The following is a 23,950-nucleotide window of genomic DNA, read 5'->3' on the forward strand; positions in this document are numbered from 1 at the left end:
GCAGGTCGTGCACGCTCTCCCATCTCCGGACTTCGCACCCACGTCGTACGAGCCAGACGGCAGACCCCTCCCTGAGCGCGCGGAGCGCGCGATTAGGGAGGGGCGGATCGCGCGCAGGCGCGGAGCGCCGAGCACGGGCCGGGGGTGGGCATCCGCTCTCTCAGAGCCGTTCTCCGGTGACGGCGGCCCCGCCACGCTGGCCACATCGACGAGTCCGTTCAGCATCGCGGTGGGGCTCGACGGCAGCGTCTACATCGCCGACAGGGGCAATCACAGCGTCCGTCGTGTTGCGCCCGACGGCATCATTGACACGGTGGCCGGCACGGGAGCGTGGGGCTTCGGAGGCAAAGGCGGACCGGTCGAACCCGCTCGCCCGGTGCCCGTGGGTCGCGTTCTGCGCGGTGTGCCTACCTTGGCGCCCCCCTCGGTGTCACCTCCGCGCGCGTCGCTGAGGGGGCGCGCAGAACTACCAAATCGAGCCCTTCATTTTCCCCGTTTTTCGGCCCCTCAGCGACGCTTCCAAAAACACCTAACCCCGCGACATCGCTTGATGTTCTTTCCGGGCGCGTAGCCCGGTAGTTCGCGGCGAACTACCGGGAGCGCAGAACTACCGTTTCGTGCCCCTTCCGGCGGCGTCGGTCACGGTTGCGAACGAACCCAATACGGATGGAGGTACATCATGACACGAGCGGCTCTCGCCCGTGTATCGGCACCCCTTGCGCTTCGTCAGGTGGAACACAGCACACGCGTGGTCGAGAGGACATTCCCGGACGTGCCTGCCCGAGGATCGTGCCCCCCGAGGGGGCTTGCCCATCCCATCACAGCGACGGCGACGCTCGCGATCCCGCTGGACGGGCTCACTCTCACAGCGCCGCACCCGGAGATGCTCTCGCAGAAGCACGTCGAGTCGGTCACCGGGATCCCGGCACGCGTCTTCCTCGACACGATCCGCGGGCCGGGCTTCCCGCTGCCGGTCACGAGGCTCGGCAAGCTGCGCCTCGTCCAGCGCGAAGCATTCGTCGCCTACCTCCAGGCGCTGGCTGGTGACCCAGCGTCGCGCCGTGACGCAGACGAGGATGAGCAAACGCGCGTTGCCGCCGTGCTGGCGGCTGCTGGCCTGGAGCCCATCCCGTGCGCACGCACCGGCCGAGCGGTCGCGCCTCCCCACGGCGCAGGCGGTGGCAGGCCGCGGCGGACGCGTGGTGGGCTCGTCCGGAGTTGAAAATGCCGCGCGAGCCCGTCATCGGACCCCCAGGCAACCGGAGACGACCCATGATTCATCTCGCCCAGGGAAGGCGGGCGCGTGCCAAGCGCTCGCCTTCGCTCCCTGCCGCGTCCCTCCCCGCGCCGTCGTCCGCCGAACCGGTGGGTGCGCTCGAGCCGCTGCGGCGGGGGCCCGTCGTCGTGCTGGGAGACTGCTGCACCCGACGCGGCCTCGCCGAGCCGGCGAGCTTGGCGGAATGCTGGAAGCCGGACGCTCGCGGTGCCCGCAAACCAACGACAGCGATGCGCACCAACGGCGTGGGCTCCGTCCGGCTGCGCGGGAACACCTGGACCGCCAGTCTGCCGGCGTACTGGACCGAGGACGAAACCAACCCGCGGCTGGAGGTGCTCGCCGAACGCGCCGGGCGCTTGGAGGCCGCCCGAGCTCGTCGCCGACGAGGAGCGCCCCACGACGGACACCGCACGGAATTGACGCAGTTCCGTTGGCAGCGTGTGCCGATCGGCGATGGCGACGACGCGATGCCGCCGATGGCCCTTACCGCCACGGCACGGCCGCGCCCACGATCGCAGCCGGTCTCAGCGCGCGGCGCGGCGCGACCTCCCTGGGCGGTGCCGGCGGGTCGCTCCGAGATACCAAATGATGCCCTTCGCTCCCCCCATCTTTCGACCCCTCTTCAGCGCCTTCCAGAACACCTAACCTCGCGACACGACGCGGTGTTTTCTCAGGCGCGTACAGCGGGTATCTCGCAGTGAGATACCGTCGGCTCCGAGATACCTTTTCGGGCACCTTCCGGCGGCGTCGGTCACGGTTGCGCACGAACACAACACAGATGGAGGTACAGCATGACACGAGCGGCTCTCGCCCGTGTATCGGCACCGCTTGCTCTTCGTCAGGCCGGCAGCGGCGTGCGCGCCAGCTACAGAGAGAGCCTGGAGCTTCCCCCCGGCGGATGGTCCAGCCCGAAGGTGATCGACCAGACAGCGACGGCGACGGCAACCGCAACGCTCGCGATCCCCCTGGATGGGCTGACGATCACGGCGCCGCCGCCGGAGATGCTCTCACAGAAGAATGTCGAGTCGGTAACCGGCATCCCCGCGCGCGTCTTCCTCGACACGATCCGCGCGCCGGGCTTTCCCCTGCTGATCACGAAACTCGGCAAGTTGCGCTTGGTCCAGCGCGAGGCGTTCGTGGCCTACCTGCGGGCGCTGGCCAGTGAGCCGGCCTCGCGTCGCACGACAGAGGCGGATGAGCGCACGCGGGTTGCCGCCGTGCTGGCCTCCGCCGGTCTCGAATCTGTCCCATGCCCGCGCACCGGACGGGCGAGCGCTCCTCCCGCAGCAACAAGCCGTGCTAGGCTGCCGCCGAAGTAGAGCGGGCCCGCTCGGCGCTGGAACGCCGGACGGGCCCTTGATCGACCCCCGCGTTCACCGGAGACCGACCCATGACCGACGTACCCCAGCGACGGGTGCGCGCCAAGCGCTCGGCGTCGTCCCCCGCCTCATCCCTCCCTGCACCGGCATCGACTGATCGGCGTCTGCGTTCGAGCCGCTCCGCCGGACGTGCCACTCCGGTGGCGGAAGCAGCGGCGGCCGCCGCAGACTCGCCGGGCTCGGCGAGCACGACGGAGCACCCGAAGCTGGCGACTCGCGCCCCCGGCAGGCCCGCAGGAGACAAGCGCGCCAACGGCTCCGGGTCCGTCCGGCTGCGCGGCAAGACGTGGACCGCGCGCCTCAGCCTCGGCGAGGCCGGTCGATCCACGTTCAGCTTGCCGACGTGCCGGACCGAGCAGGAAGCCAACGCGCGCCTGGAGGTGCTGGCCGACCTCGCCGGGCGCCTGCTCGCGGCCGGCCAGATCGTTCTCGGCTTGCCGCTGCTGGAGCGGGCTGCGGCGCGCGAGGGCAGCGCGCTCCGCGACGTCCGGCTTGCCATCGAGCAGCTCTGCAGGGGCGAAGCGCGTGCTCGCGCGTCCGGGGAAACAACCTTCGCTGAGTTCGCCGAGTTGGTTGTTTCTGGAAGGCTCGCCGAGCAATACCCACTGCATGTGAAAGCGCTTCGCCATCCGGAGCAATACCGGCATAAGCTCAATCATGTTCTGGGGGTACTCGGCCCCGTTCCTCTCTCTCGTTTGACGCTCGATCATGCGGATCGAGCGATCTCCATGCTGCCAGGACATCTTGAGGACTCCTCGCGTCAAGGAGTTGCAAAGGTCATTCATCGGATACTCGCGCTCGCGACCTATCCGGCGCGCATCATCGCCAGCAATCCGCTGCCGCGTGGATGGATCCCCAAGGCGGAGGACAACAAGGCCAAAGGCTCCCTCTATCCCGACGAGGATAGGCGCCTCATGGCGGCGGTGAATATTCCGCTGTCCTATCGGATCTATTATGGCTTCCTGATTCGCGAGGGAATGCGAGCAGACGAGGCCGGAAGGCTGGAGCCGTCCGACCTCGATCTCGAGCGCGGCGCCGTCGTGCTCGACGAGAACAAGACGGATGATCCTCGCGCCTGGGCACTCTCACCCGACGTCGTGCGCGCGCTTCGGGCCTATTTCGCGATATGTCCCCCGAAGGAGCGTGTCTTCATTGGGCCGAGTGGGCCCCTGCCGGGGCGCAGTGGGGCGCACAACTTTCGAAATCACCTGCGCCGTGCTGGCATCGATCGGCCCGAGTTGTTCGAGACCACGCAGTCAAGGCTGAATATACGCTTGCACGACACCCGTGCAACCTTCATCACAATCAAACTCGCGAACGGCCGCACGGAGACGTGGATCTCCGACCGGACCGGACATAAGTCGAGCCGTCAGATCCACCACTACAAGCGCGCGGCGCGCAAGGTCGCTGAGCTCGGCTTGGGGGACTTCGCGCCTCTGGACGAGGCGATCCCCGAGCTGAACGGCAGGGGCGGTCGTTTAGGTGGAAGTGATCCCATGTCCGCGGGACGGGAGGCGGGCTCGCCGTCCCCGAGCAACGGCGCGTCCCTTGTCCGCGCGCTGCACCACCGAGCGCCGGGCGCGGTCGTTGACCACGCCGGCCAGCCCGCTGCGGGCGCCCCGGTGGCTGCAGGCGGCCCGTTGGGCCCGCGTTGGGCCACGCCGGCGAGCGACCCGACCGAGAATCAGACAAAACATATTGAAATTATTGATATTTCGCCCGCATCCGCCTCGTCTTCGCAGAAATCCTGGCGGGATTCCTGACCGACGCAGCTAGCGGGGCTTCGTGTCCTTGTCCTCCGGGTCGACCGCGATGCGGAACCCCGGGTCTTCCGGCGTGGGCCCGGCGGGCCGCGTCTCGGGCCCCTCGGCCTCCCCGCGGCCCTCGGGGCGCTCGTCCCGCGGGGGCGCCTGCGCCGGGCCCTTGCTCAGCTCGGCGCCGATCCGGCCGACCACGTTCGTCGCGGCCCGGACGAGCTCGCGCCCGGCGTCGTCGATCGCCTTGCCGACGTCCGTGCGGTCGAGGTCCTTGCGCAGGTCCACGGCGGTCTTGCGCGCCGCGCGCCAGAGCAGGCTCAGCCCCTGCTTGAGATCCTCCCTGGGGTCGTCTCGATCGGGGTCCGAGCTCATCGCGCCTCCTTGGCTCCGGTTTCGCCGAGGAGGCTTATGTTCCCGCCGCGCCTGCGCCGCAAGCGGCGCGCAGACCTCAGGCGGCCGTCTTCGGCTTGCTCGTGGGATCGACGTCCGGCGGGCGCCTCGGCTTGCTCCGAGGCTCGGCCTCGCCGGGCGCCTTCCCCGGCGCCTGCGCGGCGGCCGTGGCGCGCTTCCCGGCGGACGGCGCGCCGTCGTGTCCCTGGGCCGCCGGGGCGCCGCCTGCGCCGCCCGTCACGGCCGGCCTGCGCTGCGGCGCGGGCGCCCCTGCCGCCGGCTTCGCCGCCGCAGCCCTGGCCGCCGCGGCCGTCGCCGGGGACCGCGCCGTCGCGGGCCCCGCGTGCCTCGCCGCGGCGGCCGCCTCTGCCGCGTGCCGCGCCGTGGCGGCCGCCTCCGCCGCCTGCTTCGCCGCGCCCGCCGCCTCCGCCGCGTGTTTCGCCGGAGCGCCCGCCTCCGCCGCGGGTGGATGCGCGCTGTTCGAGCGCACCGCCGGCGACCACGCCGTGGAGCGGTTCCGGCCCGACCGCTTCGACACGTAGAGCGACTCGTCCGCGGCCTTGAAGAGCTCTTCCCACGTGCTGCCCGCCTCGGGGTAGGTGGCGATCCCGATCGAGCAGGTCACCTGGCACTGCACAGGCCCGTTGCTCCCGGCCGCGTGGAACGTCGTCCGGCCGAGCTCCTCGCGCACGCGCTCCGCGAGCAGCATCGCGCCGCGCGCGTCCGTCTCCTCGCAGATCACGACGAACTCCTCCCCGCCGAAGCGCGCGACAGCGTCGGTCGTCCGCTTCGCGCGCCGGAGGACGTCGCCGAGCCCCTTGATGATCACGTCGCCCACGTCGTGGCCGTACGTGTCGTTCACCTTCTTGAAGTGGTCGATGTCCGTGACGAGCACCGAGAGCCGCCGCGAGAACCGCCGCGCCGCGGTGATCTTCTGGTCCGCCACCTCGAGCATCGCGCGCTTGTTGAGCAGCCCGGTGAGCCCGTCCATCGTCGCGAGCTCCTCGAGGCGCCGCACCATGCGCGCGTTCGAGAGCGACACGGCCATGTGGCTGGCGAGGACCTCGAGCGTGCTGCGCACCGAGTCGGTGAAGGCCGCGCGCCGCCGCGAGCCGAGCACCAGCGTGCCGAGCGGCCGGTCGTGCACGACGAGCGGGAGCACGATGATCGACGGCATCGACGGCGGCGTGACGCGGCGGGTGAAGACGACCTGCCGCTTCTCGTCGTACTCGCCGCGGTACGGCAGCGGGTGCCGGTTCTGCAGCACCATCGAGACGAGCCCCGCGTTGTGGCGGAAGCGCTGCCCGGTGAGCTCGGCGACGCCGTCGCCGCTGACGGCGCGGATCTCGTGGACCTTCTGCGCCTCGTCGTACAGCGTGACGGCCGCGAAATCGACGGACGTGATCTCGCGGGCGCTCGTGACGCCGGCCTCGATGACGCCGGGCTCGGTCGTGGCGGCGCCGAGCCCCTCGGCGGCGCGGTAGAGCTTGCCCTGCTCGATCTTCGCGCGCTCGAGCTGGACGAAGACGCGCTCGTTCTGGATGGCCCGCACGGCGTAGCGGCACGCCTCGTCGATGAGCTCGAGCTCGCGCGGCGAGAACGGCCGGTCCTCGACGCGATCGACGACGAGCACGCCGCGGAGCTGGCCGTGCTCGAACACAGGCAGCGCGCACACGGCGCGCACCGGGGAGGGGCCGACGTAGTAGGGGAGCTTGTAGCCGGGCTTGAGGCCCCCGAGGACGACCGGCGCGCGCTGGGTGATCGCCGCGCCGAAGACGCCGTCGCCGGAGAGGAACGGGCCCTCGGAGAGGTTCGGGGCGTCGCTCGCGAGCTCGCTGATGCGCAGGTGCGTGCCGGCGTCGTTCTGCCAGAGGAGCACGGCGGTGTAGAGGTCGAGCGACTCGCGCAGGAGGCGCAGGGCGAAGAGCACCGACTGGTGGATCTCCTCGACGCCGGAGCGGGCGAGCCGCTCGTCGTCGCCTTTCTGGCCCGCGCCCGCGCCGCGCGCCTGGGCCGGGGCCGAGAGCAGGCGGTAGCTGCGCGCGTCGTCGCGGAGCCGCTCGATCTCGGCCTGGAGGCGGGTGTGGGAGGCCTTCCTGACGCGGCCGAGCTCCGCGCGGAGGATGGTGGCGTTCAGGAGCGAGAAGACGGCCATGAAGCCGATGTGCGGCGCGGCCGCGCGCGTGACGTCGACGAGGCTCGGCGCGCCGCGCTTGGCCGCGGCCGAGCGGACGGCGACCTCGAGGGCGGCGGCGGCGAGCGCGACGAGGAGCGACGCCCCCGGGCGGGCGAACGCGCTCACGAGGGCGATGACGACGTAGAGGGCGGCGTGGGCGTCGCCGTCGAGCGAGCCGTCGAGGCGGAGGACCGCGGCGAACGTGGCGACGAGGAGCAGGGCGCCGACCTCGAGGTCGAGCAGGGCGCTCGCCTCGATGGCGGCGGCGCGCCGCCGCGCCCGCTGGACGAGCGCCACGAGCAGCACGAGCAGCCCGGTCGCGGCCGCGAGCGGCGGGAGCGGCGCGGCCGCGTCGAGGACCACGAGCGCCCCGAGGGCCAGCGCGCAGGCGAGCGGCGCCGCGTTGCGCGCGATACGGCGGGCGGTGAGCACGGCGAGCACGAGGTTGGCCATCGGCTCGGATGCCGGTACCAGAGGTCGATCGCCGGGGCCCAGTTCTCTGCCGGCGGAGGCGGCTGCGCGATGGGGGAAAGGGGCGAGAGAGGGGGTGAGGGTATGACCTGGAGTCGTCGATGGATGGAGAGGCGGAGGGGCCCTGAGGGGCCCTGGCTGGGGTACGCGGAGGCGGGGCAACGCTCCTTGTCGACGCGTGCGCGGCTCGACGATCGCCGGCGGGCACCGTGAACGACCTTGAAGGGGCGACTGAGCTGCCCACGGGACCGTGGACGGTTGGAACGAGCGGAGCGCGAGATCGACTGGGGCTGGTCGGCCTTGGGGAGGCACGGCGCAGGAGCGTGCTAAGTGTGTAATTGTGTGGCAGCTAACTAATTCCTGGACGGACACCAGGAGATCAGCGATAGAGTGACGGATCGTGTCTCAGCGTCAGCGCACCACCGAGATCTGGGGAGGTGACAGCTTCGAGGCTGTCGCTCCGGCGTCCGCTCTTGCGACAGGGATGACCCAGGGAGCGCGAGGCGAGCCGCCCACCTCGGCGGAACGTTCCTCGGGGGACTCGTGGCATCAGGTGGAGACGCTGAATGGCGTCGACACGGGGCCGGAGCGTCGCGCCTCCGGGGTGGCCCATGGCCTGCGCTTCACGTTGCTCTGCCACCCGGATCTGCGCCGGATCGGCGCGCGGGCAACCACGGTGGCCGTCCCTGGTACGCGGTGCCCCTTTCCCGCCTCGAGCCCGAGTTCGCGCAGCCGCGCAGCCACGAGTGCGCGCCGCTCTGCGACCCTCATATCAGCCGGAAACCTCACTTTGTGACGTGGGGCGCAGACGAGTCGCTGACCATCACGCCCGCGGGGCGGGGACAGCTGTCTGTCGATGGACAGCCCATCGACGAGATCCACCGGTTTCCTCCGGAGGCCCTGCGCGCGGGGCTGCTGTTGCAGCTCTCCAGGAGGATCGTGATCCTCGTCCACAGGGTGACCACCGCGCCCCCAGCGCCGAGATACGGGCTCGTCGGCGACAGCGACGCCCGCGAGGTGGTCCTCAGGTCGATCGCGCGCGTCGCCGATCTGCAAGTGCCCGTCCTTCTCCGGGGGGAGACCGGCGCTGGCAAGGAGCGCGTCGCGCAGGCCATCCACCAGGCGAGCCCGCGGGCAGGTCGTCCATGGCTCGCGGTGAACATGGCCGCGCTGGCCCCGACCACCGCGGCCGCGGAGCTGTTCGGGCACGCGAAAGGGGCCTTCACGGGCGCTCACCAGCGCCATGCCGGCCTCTTCGAGCGCGCGCACGCTGGGACGCTCTTCCTCGATGAGATCGGCGACATGTCGATGGATGTCCAGGTGATGCTTCTCCGCGCGCTCGAGACCGGCACGATCCTGCCGCTCGGCGACACCGAGCAGCGCGCGGTGGATGTCAGGGTCATTGCGGCGACCGACGTCGACCTGGAGCACGCCGTCGCGCAAGGCAGGTTTCGCGCGCCGCTGCTCCATCGGCTACAGGGCTATACCATCACCATTCCTCCGCTCCGCCAGAGCCGCGAGGACATTCCCCGCCTGCTGCTCCATTTTCTGCGCGAGGAGCTCGCGCGCGTCGGAGATCTGGACCGGCTGGAGGCGCCCGCGGACGGCGCCCTGCCGTGGTTTCCTCGATCCCTCATGATGCGGCTGCTCCAGCACAGCTGGCCCGGCAATGTGCGCGAGCTCCGGAACGTCGCGCGGCAGCTCGTGATCTCCAGCCGCGGCGCGGACGCCATCGTCATCGATGAGAGCCTGGAGCGGATGCTGGAGCAGGTGCGTCAGACACCGCGGCCCCCGTCGGATGGGCCGCGCCTTGCCGAGAGGCGAGATGCGGATGCCTCCACGGCCAATCCAGCGGACCACCCCATGGACCGGGAGGTCGACGAGGACGCCTTGCTCAGGGCGCTTCGGCAGAGCCACTGGTCGATCGGACCCGCGGCGGCGACGCTCGGCGTCTCGCGCACCGCCCTCTACCGTCTCATCGAGCGAAGCCCTCACGTCCGCAAGGCGGCGGACATCCCGGAGGACGAGCTGACGGGCTGCCACGACGCGTGCGGCGGAGATCTCGACGCCATGTCGGTGCGTCTCGAGGTGTCGAAGCGGGGGCTGACGCTGCGCCTGCGGGAACTCGTCGTCACAGGACAGCGGCGCGAGAGGTGACTCCGCGAGCCTGAACGCGGGGCCGGACGGTTCGCGGACGGTTCGCGGACTGTCCGGAGCCACCGAAGGCGAAGCGCGGGCGGCGCTCCGCCGCGCTGGATCGCTGGAATCCCGGGCCACATCGACATGGCACGTCGGCTGCTTTGAGATGAGCGTGGGGCGCGCTCGCGTCCGCTGGCCCTCGTGCACGGGGTGAGCGGGCCACCGCCGCGAGCTCCGCGTCGAGCGAGATCGGCGGTCCGCGGCACGTCGATGCTGTTCCTGCGCATCAGCCTAGATGAGGAGAATTTTTGTGATGAATGAAAAACTTCTCTTCCAGTTCTATTGCGTTTCGTAACTTCTGGAGTGGGGAGGCGTTCGGTTCCCTAGTCCCGACCCACTTCGATAACCGACGCAGAGACCCAGAAGTCGATCGCAGGATTCTAACATTCTATTCCCTTGACAGTTTGGGTCGCGGATTACAAATGGCGGCTCCACGCACGCGGCACCGCAGCTCGAGCTGAGCGCAGTTCGGCCAGCGTGTCGTTTTCATGTCTCGTCGCCGCGCGGCGGGTGGGGGTTTCGGGGAGCCTGCTCCCCGTACATGCCGCAGCACGGTCTCGCAGTGGAGGTTCCGGCTCGGTCTGTGCCGGTGCAGACCAGGGCAGGATGGGGTGCGCCTCATGTTTGAAACCAAAGGTGTCGTCATGAAGACAGAGAATAAAATTCGGTGCATTGAGGACGTGTCGGCCATCATTCGCGAGGGATCCCGCGTTGTTACCTTGTTTAGCGGCGGACTAGACAGCGCCTACCTGCTGTACCTGCTCGCCGAGCGCGGTTGCCGCAACATCCTGGCGTTGACCGTCGATCTCGGCGACGGTCTCGATCACGAGCGCACCAGGGCGGTCGCAGCGCATTTCGGCGCGCGCTCTCACATCGTCGACCGCAAGGATGTGTTCGCGCACGAGGCGGTGCTGCCGGCCATCGCGGCGCAAGCGAGATACCTCGGTATCTACCCGATCAGCGCCTCGCTCAGCCGGCCGATCATTGCTCGCGAGGCGGTCAGGTTCGCGGAGTCGACCGACAGTTCGGTCATCCTGCACACCGCCAACCAGTCGCAGAACAGCCTGCGACGGCTCAACGGCGCCATCAATCAGCTCGGCTTCCGTGGCCACTACGGCTCGCCTTACGAGTTCAGCGCGCTGACACGCCAGGAGAAGGCGGAGGCGCTGCGCCGTGTGGGCCTCGCGCACTTCGAGGCGCGCACGCACAGCGGCGACTCGAACCTGTGGTGTCGGGAGTTCGAGTCTGGCTCTCTCGACGACCCCGAGTCGTTCCACGCGCCGATCTCGCTCTACCGCTGGAGTGTGCCGGACGAGGGCGCGCAGCCGGTGAAGCTGGAAGTGCGCTTCACCAGCGGCGTACCGACGCACATCGACGACCACGCGATGCCGCTGGTCCCCATGATCGATTACCTGAACAGGCAGATCGGCCAGTATGGCCTCGGCCGCTATGCGGGGCTCGAGCACCTCGATCAGGGCGAGAAGGTGCTGGAGGTACGGGAGATGCCGGCCGCCTTCGTGCTGCTCGACGCGTACCGCCACCTCGAGACCGCCACGCTGGGCGCCGAGACGCTGCGGATGAAGCTGGCCGTCGAGCAGAGCTGGGTCATCGAGGCGGTCGAAGGCCGCTGGTTCGGCGACCTGAAGCAGGCGTCGGAGTCGTTCATCACGAACACGGCACAGCGGGTCAGCGGCGCGGTCGTTTACCGGCTCGCCCTCGGCAGCGCCGAGCCGTGTTCGATCCGGGCGCAGAAGCCGCTCTATCTCCGTGATCGGGACGCCTGGGAAAAGGAGGTGGCCGCGTCGCGCGGCCGGCGCCTGCCGGCGCCCGCCGTCTCCGTGTAGCTTGGGTGGGGAACAACTGGAAGGAAACAGGACGATGGATTGCGAGATCACGAAGTCGACGACGCTGCCGCAGGGGCTGGAGCTGGCGCTGCGCGAGCCGGGCTACTGGTTCTGCCCTGGAGCCATGTTCGAACAGATGCCGTTTTTCCGGCCGGAGACCTGGCAGCGCTTCGCAGACTGCTGGGATCGGCTCACCCTGGACCGGTACATGGGTGATGGCGGCGTCTACCGCTACCGTCGTTTCAGTGAGCTGGTCTGCCACCCTGCGACAGGGGCTCTGCTCCTTCAGCCGCACCGGCCCTACACGCAGCCGAGCTACATCAACACTCTGAATGGCGGTATCGAGCGTCACTTCGACCCGCTGGAGCCGGTCTTCGTCGACGATCCGTTCTTTCGCGGCCTGCTGCTCTGGTGCGCGCGCAGCTTCGCCAACGTGAGCGGGCACATGGGCGAATGGGACATCAAGGTGCACCCCTACCGGATCGTCGCCGCGGAGGACACCTCCGGCCACCCGACGCCCGAGGGACTGCATCGCGATGGGGTCGATTACATCTTGACGATGATGGTGAAGCGGCATAATGCGCTTGGCGGCGAGACTACCGTCACGACCGCCGAGGGCGCGCCGCTCTGGCGGCGAGTCCTGCTCGCCCCGCTCGACATCGTCATCGCCGACGACGCCCGCACCAAGCACGCGGTGACCGCCGTCGAGCGTCGTGACCGGGCTTGCTCCGCCCACCGCGATGTGTTGGTAGTAGCCTTCACACGGTTGTAAGGACAACGCGTCGGTCCGATAGAGGGATGTCTCCCATGGAATCCGTTCAACCGCTCGGCACTCGCCAGCTGAGCCCGCAGCGCATGTGGCTCGCGGACATGAGCCTGCTGCTCGTCGCGGTGGTGTGGGGGTCGAGCTACAGCGTGGCGAAGACCGCGCTGAGCTTCGTGCCAGTGCTGCTGTTCTTGTTCGTTCGTTTCGCCTTGACGAGCGCGCTGCTCCTTCCAGTGGTGTGGCGCAAACTCGCCGCGGACCTGCCGGGCACCCTCCGGGTCGGCGTCCCGCTCGGCGGCGTGCTGTTCATGATCTTCGTCTCCGAGACGGCCGGCGTCGCCCACACGACGGCGGCCAACGCCGCCTTTCTCATCAGCCTCTGCGTGGTGCTGACGCCTGTGGTGGAAGGGATCATGTTCCGGCGCTTTCCTGGCTGGGGCACGCTCGGGGCGGCAGGGCTCTCGTGCGTCGGCGCGGGGCTTCTCGCCCTGGAGAACAGCTATCGCTTCAACCTCGGCGATCTGCTGATGCTGGCGGCGGCGCTGCTGCGTGCGCTGATGGTGACGACCACGAAGAAGCTGACGCAGGGCCGGACGCTCGACTCGGGCGCCCTCACCGCGGTGCAGCTGATCACGGTGGCCGTGCTCACCGGCGCGGCGCTGCTGGTGACTGGTGGGCAGGGGCTGTCGCTGCCCACGGCGCCGCAGTTCTGGGGCTCGACGATCTACCTCTGCCTGTTCTGCACGCTGATGGCGTTCTACATCCAGACCCACATGGTCCGGCTGACCACGCCGACCCGGGTCAGCCTGCTGATGGGCACCGAGCCGGTCTTCGGCGCGCTGTTCGCGATGATGCTGTTGGGAGAGCGGGTATCGGCGCAGGGCATGCTCGGCGGCGGACTGATCGTGGCGGCGACCTACTACGGCATTCGCCGCGAGAACGCCCGGCGAGGCGATCGATCCGCAGAGCAGCCTGCCTGACGCGTCGGGGGCGCCTCAACCTGGGTCGAGGCGCCTCAAGTCGAGGAGGAGCAGCGCCAGGCGCGGGCGTGGTTCGGGCTCGGCGGCGGGGCGCCGAGCGCCGGCGCGGCGACCGCGATCCTTTCACCCGCCCGGCTCTTCAGCGTGCCACAGGGCATCTAGGGTTGGTCCCAACTTCCCTACTCCGCGGAGCCGAGCCTCTATCCGCGCGACGGCTCGCCGCTGCACCGCGTTCGGCATGCTGACCCTCGCTGCGGCCTTTCGCGCGTGTTAGCATCGCCCGCACGGTGAGGGTGGTCCTCCTGGGTGCACTCCTCTTCGCGAGCGCGTGCGACAGCACCGTCATCGTTCCCGAAGACGGCAATGACGCGAGCGACGGCGGCGGAACGTCAGCAGCAGGCGCCGGAGGCGGCCGCACCAGCAGCTCGTCCTCATCACCCGGTTGGACGGTGCCGCCGGATCGGACCTACAGCCACATCGATTGCGACGACGACCCCGCCGACCCGACGCTCTTCGTGGAGATCTGGCCGGCGGGCTCCGGCTGTCTGGCCCCGGCGACCATCGTGGACGATGTGCTCGTCTTCGCGAACCTGAGGTGGGACGGGCAACCGGGAACATTTCCGGTGAAATCTCAGGTATAAAGTATAGCAATGACGGAGACGGAAGCAGCGGCACGGATGCGATCGTTGTTCGAGTGGTGGATGGCTCCGGAAAATCCGTTGCCGGTGGCACTCGCCGACGAATTCGAGTTCGACTCTGGACTCGGAACGATGAGCGCGGACGACTGGTTGTGGTGGGTGCGTCAGAACCCGGGCTGGGGGGCGGTGCGGGTTGTAGGGTTGGTGGCGTCCTCGACCGGTGGATCCATCGTGTTCGGGGCGACGGACCCAGTGACCAACCTTCGCCACCGGATCTCGTGGTTGGTCATGTGGAACGAGGAGGCTTTGACTCGGATCCTGCAGACCGGGGCGACCGTGCCAGAGGAGACGGAGCTTGACTGAACGCGCTTGTCGGGGTTGCGTGATCGTGCACGACTGCTGATGAGTCCACCCTCGCGTGCTATGCGTCGCCGGTCTGGAGCGCTATGTAAGGAGTCTATCGTGCTTACGGCAAATGGGAGCTGCTCGAGTCCGGGCAGCAAGAGGTGGAGGGGTTGTGGTTTATTATCCAGATTTGAGTCCATGTAATTACTTTGGCCGATGGCAGGATGTCCTGCGGGCGGTCGGGTGGCATGAGTCAGGGCATTCGTTTACAACAGGTCCTGTGTCAAAGGAGTTCTTTGGGGCGCTGGTGCGTCTCCTCTCCAATCCATGGCAGCCTGTTGCTCTTGCAGGACCTCAGCCATGCCCCTACTGCCGCTTCACCGGAGGGGCAGCCCAGCTTCGGTTTGAAGATGTGGAGATCTCCGTCGGGGCGAATAATCTGTTTGTTCCTGCGCGTGACGAAGCCGTGGTGTACATCGCTCCGAGTTTGATCGCGCACTACATTGATGCTCACGACTATTGTCCGCCCGCGGTCTTCAAGGAGGCCGTTCTCGATTGTCCCGAGATGAGGTCTTTTGCGTATTTGAAGAAGATAAAGGAGAAGGGGTTGGGGGTCATGCGGTCACCGGGTTGATACGTCTGAGCGCAACCGCGAGGATGGATCCACACCGTGGGCACCACTCGGCATCCTGGCGGCGAGGCACCGGTCCAGCTACGCCCCTATGCCCTCATAAAAGCGTATGTTGAATGCGCCCCAGGCCACGAAAGAGCTCTTCACGTCGGACGCCACCGCGCTGATCGGCTCGGTGACAGCGGAGCACCAGCGGGCCAACGTCGAGGTTCAGGGTCTGGTCAGCAGCTTCGCGCGTTCGCCTCGCGCTTGCCGTCTTCCTGAGCATCTCCTCTCTCTGCGGGCGCCGCCGTGATGGCCAGCCGCGCTCGCCGCTTGCTGAATGCCGATCCAGGCCAGGTGACATTGCCCGGCGCGGGACGGCGCGACGCCCGGGACACGGCGCCTCGGGCTGGCGGCGACGCCAGGACTCGGCTGGTCGCCCACGCGCGTTGTGATAGCACTCAAGCCAACGGGCACCGCGGCGCCTCGCGATTGTCCGGCGGGGGCGGAGCGACTCATGCCACCCTGTCGACGGGGGGTGAGGTGTGTGGAAATGAGCGTAGACTTTTCGATCCTCTTCGCGCTCGGCTGCGGTGCCGGCATGGCCTGGTTCGCGGCGCGGACGGCCTCGTTGCAGAGGCGGCTGCGCGACGCCGCCCGGCACACAGCGGCTTTCGCTCAGGCCAGCGTGCAGTTGGAACAGCTACGCTCCGAGCAAGCCCAGGACCGAGAGGCGCGCGAGCGCGCCCGGAGCGATGAGCGACAGAAGGTCGAATGGCTGGACGCGCAGCAGAGAGAGATCGATTGGTTGCGTAGGGAGCTGGACGCCCGGCCCAAGATTGCGCAGAAGCGGTACAGAATCCTGACGCTCGGGGTCAAGGGGACCGGGAAGACCTCGCTCACGTTGAAGTGGGCCAATCCCCTCGTCGACCTCGGAAAGCTGCAGGGGACGAAGATCGAGCGCTATGAACGGACCGTGAGCCACGTGTCCACCAAGGACGAGATCACCGAGCACATCTTCGAGATTGGCGACTGGGGTGGAGAGCACCTCGTCGAGGCCCAGCACGAGCTCGTCGTGGACGAGGTCCACGGCCTCCTCCTGGTGGTCGATCTCGCGACCAGGGACGGACGACAGGTGGATCCCGCCCGGATCGAGGAGCAGATCCGCGAATTCCAGCCGCAGTCGCTGCGCTACTTCTTCGGCTCCAAGACGCTGAGCGCGTGCAAGGCAGTTGTGCTGTTCATCAACAAGTCGGACGTCCTCTCCGGGACGCCGGCCGAGATCGAGCTGGAGGCGCACAGGCACTACCGACCGCTGATCGAGGGGATCGAGCGGTTCAAGAACCACGTCGACACGCGGGTGCTCGTGGGCTCGGCGAGCTACGGCCACAGCACGCACCACCTGTTCTCGCACTTCGTCGAGCGTATCCTGCCGAAGCACGCCTACGACGGTCAGCTCCTCCAGCGGATCAAGCAGGACGTGCTCGCACCGTCGCCCCTCTCCCAGACAGCGCGGCTCTCGGCTCCGCAGATCGGACTCCATGGGCAGAAGTGACACCAGCGCCTCGGGCTACGAGCCTCCGCGCTACCGCGCGGAGGACGACGCACCTTGGTACCACGTGCTCCACGGGAACGTGCCGGAGCACCAGATCGATCTCATGTATGGCCCGGAGGCTTCCGGGGGGCTGCTCACGCCGACCCATTTCAGCCACCTGGTGCGGCTGATGAAGTACATCGAGCCGCAGACCAACGGAACACACGCGTTCGCCGTCGGGAATCTCTCCCGCGACGACACGCAGCACGAGGCAGGTCACGGCGCGATCGCCCTGATCTTCGCTTTCCGCATCGACGGCGCGACGGATCACGCGGGCCGTGGGCACCCGCCGTTCGCCCACGGGATCGCCGCGGTCGATCGCGCGGTGCGCCCTGCGGCGCTGCTCGAAGCGACGGCCACGTTTCACCGCCGCACGATGCACGGCGGCGAGCCCGACTCTCCCGCGGGCGCCTTCTACCGGGCGTACGTGCGCGCCGTCCTGGAGCGCCCAGAGAGCGTGGCCCGCGTGCTGGCGCGTTATGTGGCGGCGTTCGACGATCTCCCGCGGTTGCCGCGGAGCGACCTGACCTGGGCGTGGGTCGCCGAGGCCGGTGCGCAGCCGAGGCGGGTGGTGATCGTGCACAGCGACGACGAGCCGTTCGAGGCCATCGCGAACGTCGCTTCGAGGCTGGCGGCGGTGCTGTTCCGCTCGAACATCAAGTGGACGGCGATCACCACCGGGAGAGAGGCCGATATTCCGGGCGGGCTCTCGGTGCGCGTCGTGGCCGAGCGCCATGTCGCGGCGGAGGACCGCCAGGGCCGGCTCCTGCGGATCGAGCAGGTCCCGGAGGACGAGGCGGAGATCGCCAGGACGGTGTTCAGCGCGAGGCCGTATGGCGCCGAGCCGGAGAGGTCGAAGGCCGTGGGCTGGCGGGAGCGCTACGCGGCGCAGGGCGCGCCGGCAGCAGGCGAGCGCCGGCACGCGGAGCAGGCGGGGCCGGAGGCCCGGGCGGCGTGGCGCGAGGAAGGCGCGGCCGAGGCGGCGCGCGCCGCGGAAAGCGGGGGCGGGCAGCGAGAGATACCGCCCGTCGAGGAAAGGCCGCTTTCGCGGAGCTGGGTCAGGACGGCGGTCCTCGGCGCGAGCGCGGCGCTGGTCGCGGCGGCGTCGTGGTTCGGCGTCATGTCGGATCCGGCGCGCGTGGAGGGGAGGAGCGCGGATGTTGCGTTGCCGCCGGCAGCGGTGGTGGAGAACGAGCCGAACAGCTCGGCGCCGGTGGCTCGACCGGCGCCGGTGGCCGTGAGCTCCGCGGGGGCGCGGCCTGCAGCGACGGCAGGTGCACGGACCCCGCGGCGCCCGGGGAGGCAGCGCGGTCCGGCCGACGTGAATCAACGCGGGACGCCGCCGGAGGCCCAGGAGACCGGACGTCCGTCGGTGTTCGAGAGCGCCCCCATGTTCGGTAGGCGTTCCTCGATCAGCTCGACCAGGTGACGGGCCGCGACTCACCGCGTGCATCCCGCATTCGTCCGGAAGTTCCAGCACACTGCGCCAGCGCCAGGGTCGCCTGCTGTAGCCGAAGAGCCCGGTCCACCCTGGCCGCCGAGGCCCGGCTGTCCGGTGGCAATGAACGCTGATGGCGGCGTGGACTCAGGGAAAGAGTCAGGCGCAGCATCATAGGCAACGCCAATCGCATACCCGCCGCGCCCACCGCCCCCAGGGCCGCCTGGGCCGCCGCTACCTCCATCTCCGCCGGCTATCAGGGTGGGCGCCTCACCATGGTCGTTGCCACCGCTGGCGCCTTGCCCCCCTTGTCCGCCCACTTGCCCAGCCGCTCCGTTTCCCCCTCTGCCCCCCTTTCCCACCGTGACGCGCACATCCACCAGGACCAGGCTTGTCCCGAGGCTCACGATTCCGATGCTGGAGCCCCCGGCTTTCCCGCCGGCGCCCCCTGCGCCGCCGCATCCGCCCGCGCCTCCGCCCCCGCCGCTCGCGCCAGAACCAGGTGCGAACGAGACGTTGTCTGAAGCTCTGCAATAATTGTATGTGTCTCCACCTGCTCCCCCTCCACCTCCCTGGCCCGGCTTCCCCGTCCCGCCGGGCGTGCCGTCGCCGCCCGTGATCCCGTCGAGGGTCAGTGTCGCGTCGCGGCCGCCGCCACCAGCGTCCCCGCGAGCGCCGGGAGCACCGTTCTGGCCGTGGCGGAGAGTCACGTCTCTGTCGACCGTACCCTTGTTGCTGTGCGGCGGCATGTCTGGAGCCTGCTTGCCGTCATGACCTGGTTCCCCGTAGACAGATTGCAACGTTCCCCCACGCCCGCCCGCGCCACCGCTGGTGTCCACGTCGCCGCACTTCAGCTCTCCGGGCTCGCCGCCCACCGGGTCAGCCACGCAGACGTCCATCTGCGCGCCTGCCGGCGGCGCGGAGACCCCGGGCTGCCCCGTGCCCGCCACCGTCTTGCCGTCCTCGCCGGGCATGCCGTCTCCGGCCAGCACATCGATTCTGCTCAGCTCCGCCGGGATGTCCGCCACCGCAACGGCGATGGATGACCCGCCAGGCTCCTCCGCCTTCGTCGCGGAGATCACGAATCCCTGCACCTTCGCCCCGCCCGCCTCGTCCGTCAGCGTCAGCGCGACCCGCCCCGCCGGCCCCTCGATCGTGCTCCTCGTGTCCGGGCTCTTCTTCCACTGCCACTGCTCATCGCACGTGTAGTCCCCGTGGACCTCGACCCCCGCGCGCAGCGTCACCGCCTCGATGAACGCCTGACCGGCGCACGCACACACCTTCTTGTTCTTCGCGGCCTTCGCAGCATCTACCGCGGCTTGCAGGTGCTTGTAAGGATCGTCGCTCGCCCCGGAGCCCTCCGACGTCGCGCGCGCGCTCGCAAACACCTCGCACCCATCCACCGGAACCGGATCAGCACAGTGCAGGCAATCCGATGGCTGATGGCACGCGGTCGCGTGCAGCGCCCCGGCGAGCACAGCGGCGCACCGGAATCGACGAACGTCCACGAACAGGGCATGTCGCATGAGATCACTCCTCGATGTCATTCCTCGACCTCACCATCGCGCGCTCAACGAAACTCCTGCCCCGGGCGCAAACGCGACGGGGGCGATCGTCACGCCTCGATCGGCCCGCGACCCCCCGTACAGCGCATAACCCACCGTCGCCGCGCCGAGCACACCGGCCGCGGCGAAGACCCCGGTGCTGACGTTGTACAGGCGCGCGGCGTCGACCCGGTGCCGGTCCACCACACGGCATGGCGCGCCCTGAAGCGGCGTGTGTCCACTCGCATAACAGGAGTCCGCGCCGGGCACCGCGGCGTTGCTCCCTGCTCGCTCGCTCCGGTCCGCGATGACCCTCACGACGATCGCCGTCCCCAGCGCGAGCCCCGTCGCCGCGCCGCCCGTGGCGACGAGCGCCATGCTCGGCCCGGCAGCGCCGCGATCCGGAGCCGCGGACGGGCGGCGCGGCGGCGTCCGGGGCTGAACCGCCGCTGCAGGAGCAGCCGTGCGCTCCACAGCAGCATCGCGCTCGACAGGGGCGCCCGCCGCGAACCGGAGCGCCACCTGCTGCGACGCTCCTGGCGCCAGCGCCACCGAGGACTGCACCGGGCTCTCGCCCTGGAGCCGCGCCTCGATCCTCCTCTCCCCCGGCTCGACGTACAGCTCTCCCTCGAGCGGCGATGTCCCCACGGGTACGCCGTCGATGAGCACCGTGGCCCCCGGTCGGCTCACGACGAGCGTGAGCGTGGCGATCTTTGCCCTCGCCTCGTCGAGCATCTGCCGCGCCAGCGTCCGATCGAGCTCGCTCACGCCCTCCGCTTCGCGCAGGAAGAACGAGATGTGCTCGGCGGCGTCGCGGTGCTTTCCGAGCTTGAGCTCCGCCCGCGCGAGGTTCGCGGCGATCTGGAAGTGCTGCTCGAGCCTCCACGCTTCGAGGTACGCCGCGTGGGCATCCAGCCAGCGGCGCGCCTTGGCCGCCTCGACCCCTTTCCTGTAGCTGTCCGCTGCGCGCGCGCCATCGTCGCGCGGCGCCCCCGGCGTATCCTGGGTCTGCGCCAGGGCGACCGTCTCCACGGTCGCCGCGCAGAAGAACACGCCCAGCGCCGCTCCCGCCGCTCGCCAGCCAGACGTCGCCAACACACCCGCCATCATGTACCTCCCGCGTCGATCACGTGGGTTCAGGAGGACGATCGGGCGGCGCAAGGGCACCACCGTCCCGTCCATCTCGCCTCGGCGCCGCTCCTGCGGTGCGGCAGGCCCAGGATGTCGGCCAGAGCGCCCGCCCCTGGCACTCACCGCTCCCCATCAGAACGAATCGTGGAGGTTGCGCACTTCTTTTTCCCTGTCGCGGCAGAGAGCACGTAAAAATCCCGTCTTCCCCGCGCAGGGATCGGCCTTTGCCTGCTTGCTCGCAGGGGGGCGTGACGAAATCGACCTCTGGGCGCCCTTCCCATCAGACGGTGCGTCCACACGCTGCTTGGATGTCGGCGCCGGCGATGGTGGTTCAGGCGCGACGCTCGCGCCGTCCGCGGGTGTCCGCTCCTCGCTCCCGTCGGCCGGCGCTGGCCCCGGTGGAGCCGGCGCTGGCAGGTGCGATGTCGTCTCGCCAGGTCCAGGCGCCGTCACGCGGGTCTCGGGAGAGCGCTGCTGAAGTGGAGGCACCGGCGAGCCGGACACCGCCTGCGGCGCTGCCACCGCAGGCGGCGCCGCGGCGGAGACCGCGTGTCTCCCGGTCATGACCATCACCGCCGCGACGAGAGCGCTGAACGCAACCACCGCGACCGCGGTCGCGATCCTGACATTCCGCCTCGAGCTCCCGTCGTGCCGCGACGGCCCAGGCGCCCCGGGCGGGATGGTGCCGGCGGCGAGGTTCACTTGGGACGAGCTCGTGACCAGCGGCGTTGTCGAGCTTCCAGGATCCTTTCGATGGCCCGGCGCCGCCCTCGCGGCATCCGTGGCGTTCCCCGCGCTTTCGCCGCTCGAGATCTGCGGGACGGGCGGCACGGAGAGCTGGCGCGCGGCGGGTTGCGGCGGCTCCGCCTCCGGCACGTCACGTGTGCTCCCTGGCGCTGAAGGCAGCGCTCCTCCCGCGGTCGCTATCTCGTCGAGCAGCTCCGCCACCTCCGCCGCGGTCCCGAACCGCTCCTCGGGGTTGGGCCGCGTGCAGCGGGCGACGATGTCCACGAGCCGCCGGTCCACACGCCACAAGATCCGCGACAGGGGCGGGATCTCGCCGGCAAGTATGCCCGCGAAGACCTCCGTGGTGTTCCCGCGGAACGGTCGTTCCCCCGCGAGCATCTCGAACAGCACGACGCCCAGCGTCCAGATGTCGGTGCGATGATCGATGGTCCTGTCCGCCCTGACCTGCTCCGGGCTCATGTACAGCGGAGACCCGATCGCCCCGCCTGGAATGGTGTGAAGTCCGTCGTTGATCGACAGGTTCTTGGCCACACCGAAGTCCAGCACCTTGACGACCCACCCCTCCACGCCGGCCTCTCGGTGCAAGAAGATGTTCGCGGGCTTCAGGTCTCGATGAACGATGTGGAGCTCGTGCGCCGCCGCGAGGCCCCTCGCGATGTCCCGGCCGATGCCGGCGCCGACGTCCGGCTCGACGCGGCGCCGGCGTACCAGCAGGTCGGCCAGCGTCTCGCCCGAGAGCAGCTGCATCACTAGGAACAGCTCGCCAGCGTCCGTCTCGACCATGTCGTAGACGTCGACAATGTTCCGGTGCTGGAGCGCCCCGCAGCTCCGCGCCTCCCGCTCGAAGCGGATCCGGAGCTCCGGCTCGGCGCGGATCATCCGCTTGAGCGCCACCTCGCGCCCTGTGGCGAGGTTGATCGCCGACCACACGGAGCCCATGGCGCCCTCGCCGATCTTCTCGACGAGCCTGTACTTGTCGTTGATCGTTACACCCCTGCCGGCGGGCGTGTGCGCCTTCAGCCTTGACATAAGCCCCTCTCGCGCCGTGGCAGCGCGTCGTGAGCGGACTGCTTCGTGTCAGCTGTGCTGAGCGCAGGTCGGTTCTCTGCGGCGTTGCTCCGCTTCCAAGCGCCCCACGGTCGATCGCGGTCCGGTCACATGCTCGCCCCGGAGTAGACACGACGCATGCCACAGGCAGGCGTGTAGCGTCATCGCACCTCGGCGGACGTTCAGGGCATCCATTCCGGAAGCCCCCCGAGCACCTGCTCTACCGCGTCCGCGATACTGCGCGCGGGTCAGCCGACCCTGTGCTCGACGCTCAACGCCTGGGCCTGCCGGCGGAGCTCGACGTTGAAATGCTGGAGCACCCAGCGCTCCGCGTCGGTCATCGACGAGAAGACCCTGACGGGATGCGGCGGCGGCTTCAGCCAGTTGAGCGCGGTCAGGATGCCGTTCACCAGGCTGGAGTCGCCCACGATGCCGGACGCGAGCAGGTGTGCGCGTGCTTGCCGCTCGTAGTCGGCGTACATCTGCGCGACGGCTCGCCGCTGCACCGCGTTCGGCATGCTGCTGCCGCGCGTGTCGTTGATCAGGCCGAACGGCCCCGAGACGATGAGCTGGATCATGCCCCTCATCAGCTCGTCCCAGTCGTCCTGGGTGTAGTGCTCGCCGGCCCGCATCACGACCAGCGGATAGCGCGAACGATCCAGCTCAATCCCGCGCGCCAAGTCCGCCTCCGTCCCGACGAACGCCACGCTGGACCGAAACGCGGATGGATTCGTACGAGAGGGCGGTCGCGGAGCATGCGGCGGTCATGTACGTCCCGGTCGGCTCAGAAGGGCAGCATTAAAAGGAAGAGCAAAGCGATTCGCGGCTGTCAATGACAAATCACGGCGCTGACCCGGGGTGACAAGAATCGCCTGCGCGCCCCGCGCCTCCTGGACAGCCACGCTGTATTCATCATTGCTGCGCGCTCCGGAGGGATCGACGCGGGGTCGGCCGGGACGCGGGCGCAAGTGTCCGAAATTGTTGCATAATATCGGCTGTGTTCAGCGCTCCTCCGTCTCCTCGCTGCCTCCGCGTCGTCCGCGCCGCCGGCGCCGCCGGCGCCACCGACGCGGAGGCAGCGCAGCGGACGTGGGACGGCGCGCTGTCACCCGCCGTCGTAGGGCCCCAGAAACACCGGCCCCGGCGCGAGCAGCTGAGTGCCGTTCATCAGCCAGACGGCTATCAGGCTCTGCTCCGTGTTCTCCCAGAGCACGTCTGCCATGCCGTCGCGGTTGAAGTCCCTCGCGCCGCGCGCCACCCAGCCCTGGCCGAGCGGCCCCGGGATGACCGGCCCCGGCGCGACCGGCTGGGTCCCCTCCATCAGCCAGATCGCCGCCAGGCTCTTCTCGGGGTGCTCCCAGAGCACATCCACCATCTCGTCGCGATTGAAGTCATTCCTCGCTTGCGGCTCGGGCGCGGGCGCAGACGCCGGCACGGGAGATCCCATCCGGTCCGCGATCCTGAGCACGCCGAGCACGTGCGCGGGCGGAGAGCAAGCGCAAGGCCATAGAGACCATGTTGTGCGCCCGATCTCGGCGCGGTCACCACATGGTACCTCACCAGGCCACTCCCCGCTTCTCGCATCGAGGATGGCTCTACCGGGGACGTACACCTG

20 protein-coding genes are annotated in these 23,950 nt (G+C 69.4%); 13 read left to right on the plus strand and 7 right to left on the minus strand.

All coding sequences use genetic code 11. The annotated features are described in order from the left end of the window. Positions 1 to 7: 7 nt before the first annotated feature. The 4 genes from WMF45_RS46535 to WMF45_RS46550 all read left to right on the plus strand — a co-directional run bounded on the left by WMF45_RS46535 (position 8) and on the right by WMF45_RS46550 (position 4,418). Positions 8 to 571: a hypothetical protein gene (locus WMF45_RS46535; protein WP_437713255.1), complete on the plus strand. Its 564-nt coding sequence runs from the start codon at positions 8 to 10 to the stop codon at positions 569 to 571. Between the two features lie 312 nt (positions 572 to 883). Beyond that, on the plus strand, positions 884 to 1,222 hold the full coding sequence (locus tag WMF45_RS46540; protein WP_437713257.1) for a hypothetical protein: 339 nt from the start codon (positions 884 to 886) through the stop codon (positions 1,220 to 1,222). Positions 1,223 to 2,067: 845 nt separating this feature from the next. After that, entirely contained in the window at positions 2,068 to 2,595 is a 528-nt protein-coding gene (locus WMF45_RS46545; RefSeq protein ID WP_437713259.1) for a hypothetical protein, read from the plus strand. 71 nt (positions 2,596 to 2,666) lie between these two features. After that, positions 2,667 to 4,418, plus strand: coding sequence for a tyrosine-type recombinase/integrase (locus tag WMF45_RS46550; protein WP_437713261.1), 1,752 nt, complete (start codon positions 2,667 to 2,669; stop codon positions 4,416 to 4,418). Between the two features lie 9 nt (positions 4,419 to 4,427). Here WMF45_RS46550 and WMF45_RS46555 read toward each other — a convergent pair whose 3' ends face one another. Both WMF45_RS46555 and WMF45_RS46560 read right to left on the minus strand, forming a co-directional pair. Continuing rightward, positions 4,428 to 4,784 carry a hypothetical protein gene (locus WMF45_RS46555; RefSeq protein ID WP_437713262.1) on the minus strand — a complete coding sequence of 119 codons (357 nt, stop codon included), beginning with the start codon at positions 4,782 to 4,784 and terminating at the stop codon, positions 4,428 to 4,430. 76 nt (positions 4,785 to 4,860) lie between these two features. Further along, positions 4,861 to 7,431 carry a diguanylate cyclase gene (locus WMF45_RS46560; protein ID WP_437713264.1) on the minus strand — a complete coding sequence of 857 codons (2,571 nt, stop codon included), beginning with the start codon at positions 7,429 to 7,431 and terminating at the stop codon, positions 4,861 to 4,863. Positions 7,432 to 8,241: 810 nt separating this feature from the next. On the opposite strand from WMF45_RS46560, the gene WMF45_RS46565 reads away from it, so the two are divergent. From WMF45_RS46565 to WMF45_RS46605, 9 genes are all read left to right on the plus strand, one after another. Then, complete coding sequence (locus tag WMF45_RS46565; protein ID WP_437713266.1) at positions 8,242 to 9,606, plus strand: sigma 54-interacting transcriptional regulator; 1,365 nt, start codon at positions 8,242 to 8,244, stop codon at positions 9,604 to 9,606. A 662-nt stretch (positions 9,607 to 10,268) separates the two neighbouring features. After that, positions 10,269 to 11,492, plus strand: coding sequence for an argininosuccinate synthase-related protein (locus WMF45_RS46570; RefSeq protein WP_437719655.1), 1,224 nt, complete (start codon positions 10,269 to 10,271; stop codon positions 11,490 to 11,492). A 34-nt stretch (positions 11,493 to 11,526) separates the two neighbouring features. Then, entirely contained in the window at positions 11,527 to 12,264 is a 738-nt protein-coding gene (locus WMF45_RS46575; RefSeq protein ID WP_437713268.1) for a 2OG-Fe dioxygenase family protein, read from the plus strand. Between the two features lie 98 nt (positions 12,265 to 12,362). Further along, positions 12,363 to 13,238: a DMT family transporter gene (locus tag WMF45_RS46580; protein ID WP_437713270.1), complete on the plus strand. Its 876-nt coding sequence runs from the start codon at positions 12,363 to 12,365 to the stop codon at positions 13,236 to 13,238. A gap of 287 nt (positions 13,239 to 13,525) precedes the next feature. Continuing rightward, positions 13,526 to 13,879, plus strand: a complete 354-nt coding sequence (locus WMF45_RS46585) for a hypothetical protein (RefSeq protein WP_437713272.1) — start codon at positions 13,526 to 13,528, stop codon at positions 13,877 to 13,879. Positions 13,880 to 13,888: 9 nt separating this feature from the next. Next, complete coding sequence (locus WMF45_RS46590) at positions 13,889 to 14,239, plus strand: hypothetical protein (protein WP_437713274.1); 351 nt, start codon at positions 13,889 to 13,891, stop codon at positions 14,237 to 14,239. 262 nt (positions 14,240 to 14,501) lie between these two features. Further along, on the plus strand, positions 14,502 to 14,855 hold the full coding sequence (locus WMF45_RS46595; RefSeq protein WP_437713276.1) for a hypothetical protein: 354 nt from the start codon (positions 14,502 to 14,504) through the stop codon (positions 14,853 to 14,855). 532 nt (positions 14,856 to 15,387) lie between these two features. After that, positions 15,388 to 16,389, plus strand: coding sequence for a hypothetical protein (locus WMF45_RS46600; RefSeq protein WP_437713277.1), 1,002 nt, complete (start codon positions 15,388 to 15,390; stop codon positions 16,387 to 16,389). After that, the gene (locus WMF45_RS46605) at positions 16,376 to 17,857 is read left to right on the plus strand and encodes a hypothetical protein (RefSeq protein WP_437713279.1); all 1,482 of its coding nucleotides are present in this window, start codon (positions 16,376 to 16,378) and stop codon (positions 17,855 to 17,857) included. Before WMF45_RS46600 ends, WMF45_RS46605 begins: the two co-directional genes overlap by 14 nt. 11 nt (positions 17,858 to 17,868) lie before the next feature. Here the strand turns inward: WMF45_RS46605 and WMF45_RS46610 are convergent, their stop codons facing one another. The 5 genes from WMF45_RS46610 to WMF45_RS46630 form a co-directional block, all read right to left on the minus strand. Beyond that, positions 17,869 to 19,392 carry a hypothetical protein gene (locus tag WMF45_RS46610; RefSeq protein ID WP_437713281.1) on the minus strand — a complete coding sequence of 508 codons (1,524 nt, stop codon included), beginning with the start codon at positions 19,390 to 19,392 and terminating at the stop codon, positions 17,869 to 17,871. 30 nt (positions 19,393 to 19,422) lie between these two features. Further along, positions 19,423 to 20,508, minus strand: a complete 1,086-nt coding sequence (locus WMF45_RS46615; RefSeq protein WP_437713283.1) for a hypothetical protein — start codon at positions 20,506 to 20,508, stop codon at positions 19,423 to 19,425. A 165-nt stretch (positions 20,509 to 20,673) separates the two neighbouring features. After that, positions 20,674 to 22,317, minus strand: coding sequence for a protein kinase domain-containing protein (locus WMF45_RS46620; RefSeq protein ID WP_437713284.1), 1,644 nt, complete (start codon positions 22,315 to 22,317; stop codon positions 20,674 to 20,676). Positions 22,318 to 22,583: 266 nt separating this feature from the next. Further along, positions 22,584 to 23,042, minus strand: coding sequence for a hypothetical protein (locus WMF45_RS46625; protein WP_437713286.1), 459 nt, complete (start codon positions 23,040 to 23,042; stop codon positions 22,584 to 22,586). Positions 23,043 to 23,440: 398 nt separating this feature from the next. Next, positions 23,441 to 23,782, minus strand: coding sequence for an FG-GAP repeat domain-containing protein (locus tag WMF45_RS46630; protein WP_437713288.1), 342 nt, complete (start codon positions 23,780 to 23,782; stop codon positions 23,441 to 23,443). Positions 23,783 to 23,950: the final 168 nt, after the last annotated feature.

The organism is Sorangium sp. So ce448 (assembly GCF_051520915.1).
Taxonomy (GTDB): domain Bacteria; phylum Myxococcota_A; class Polyangia; order Polyangiales; family Polyangiaceae; genus Sorangium; species Sorangium cellulosum_B.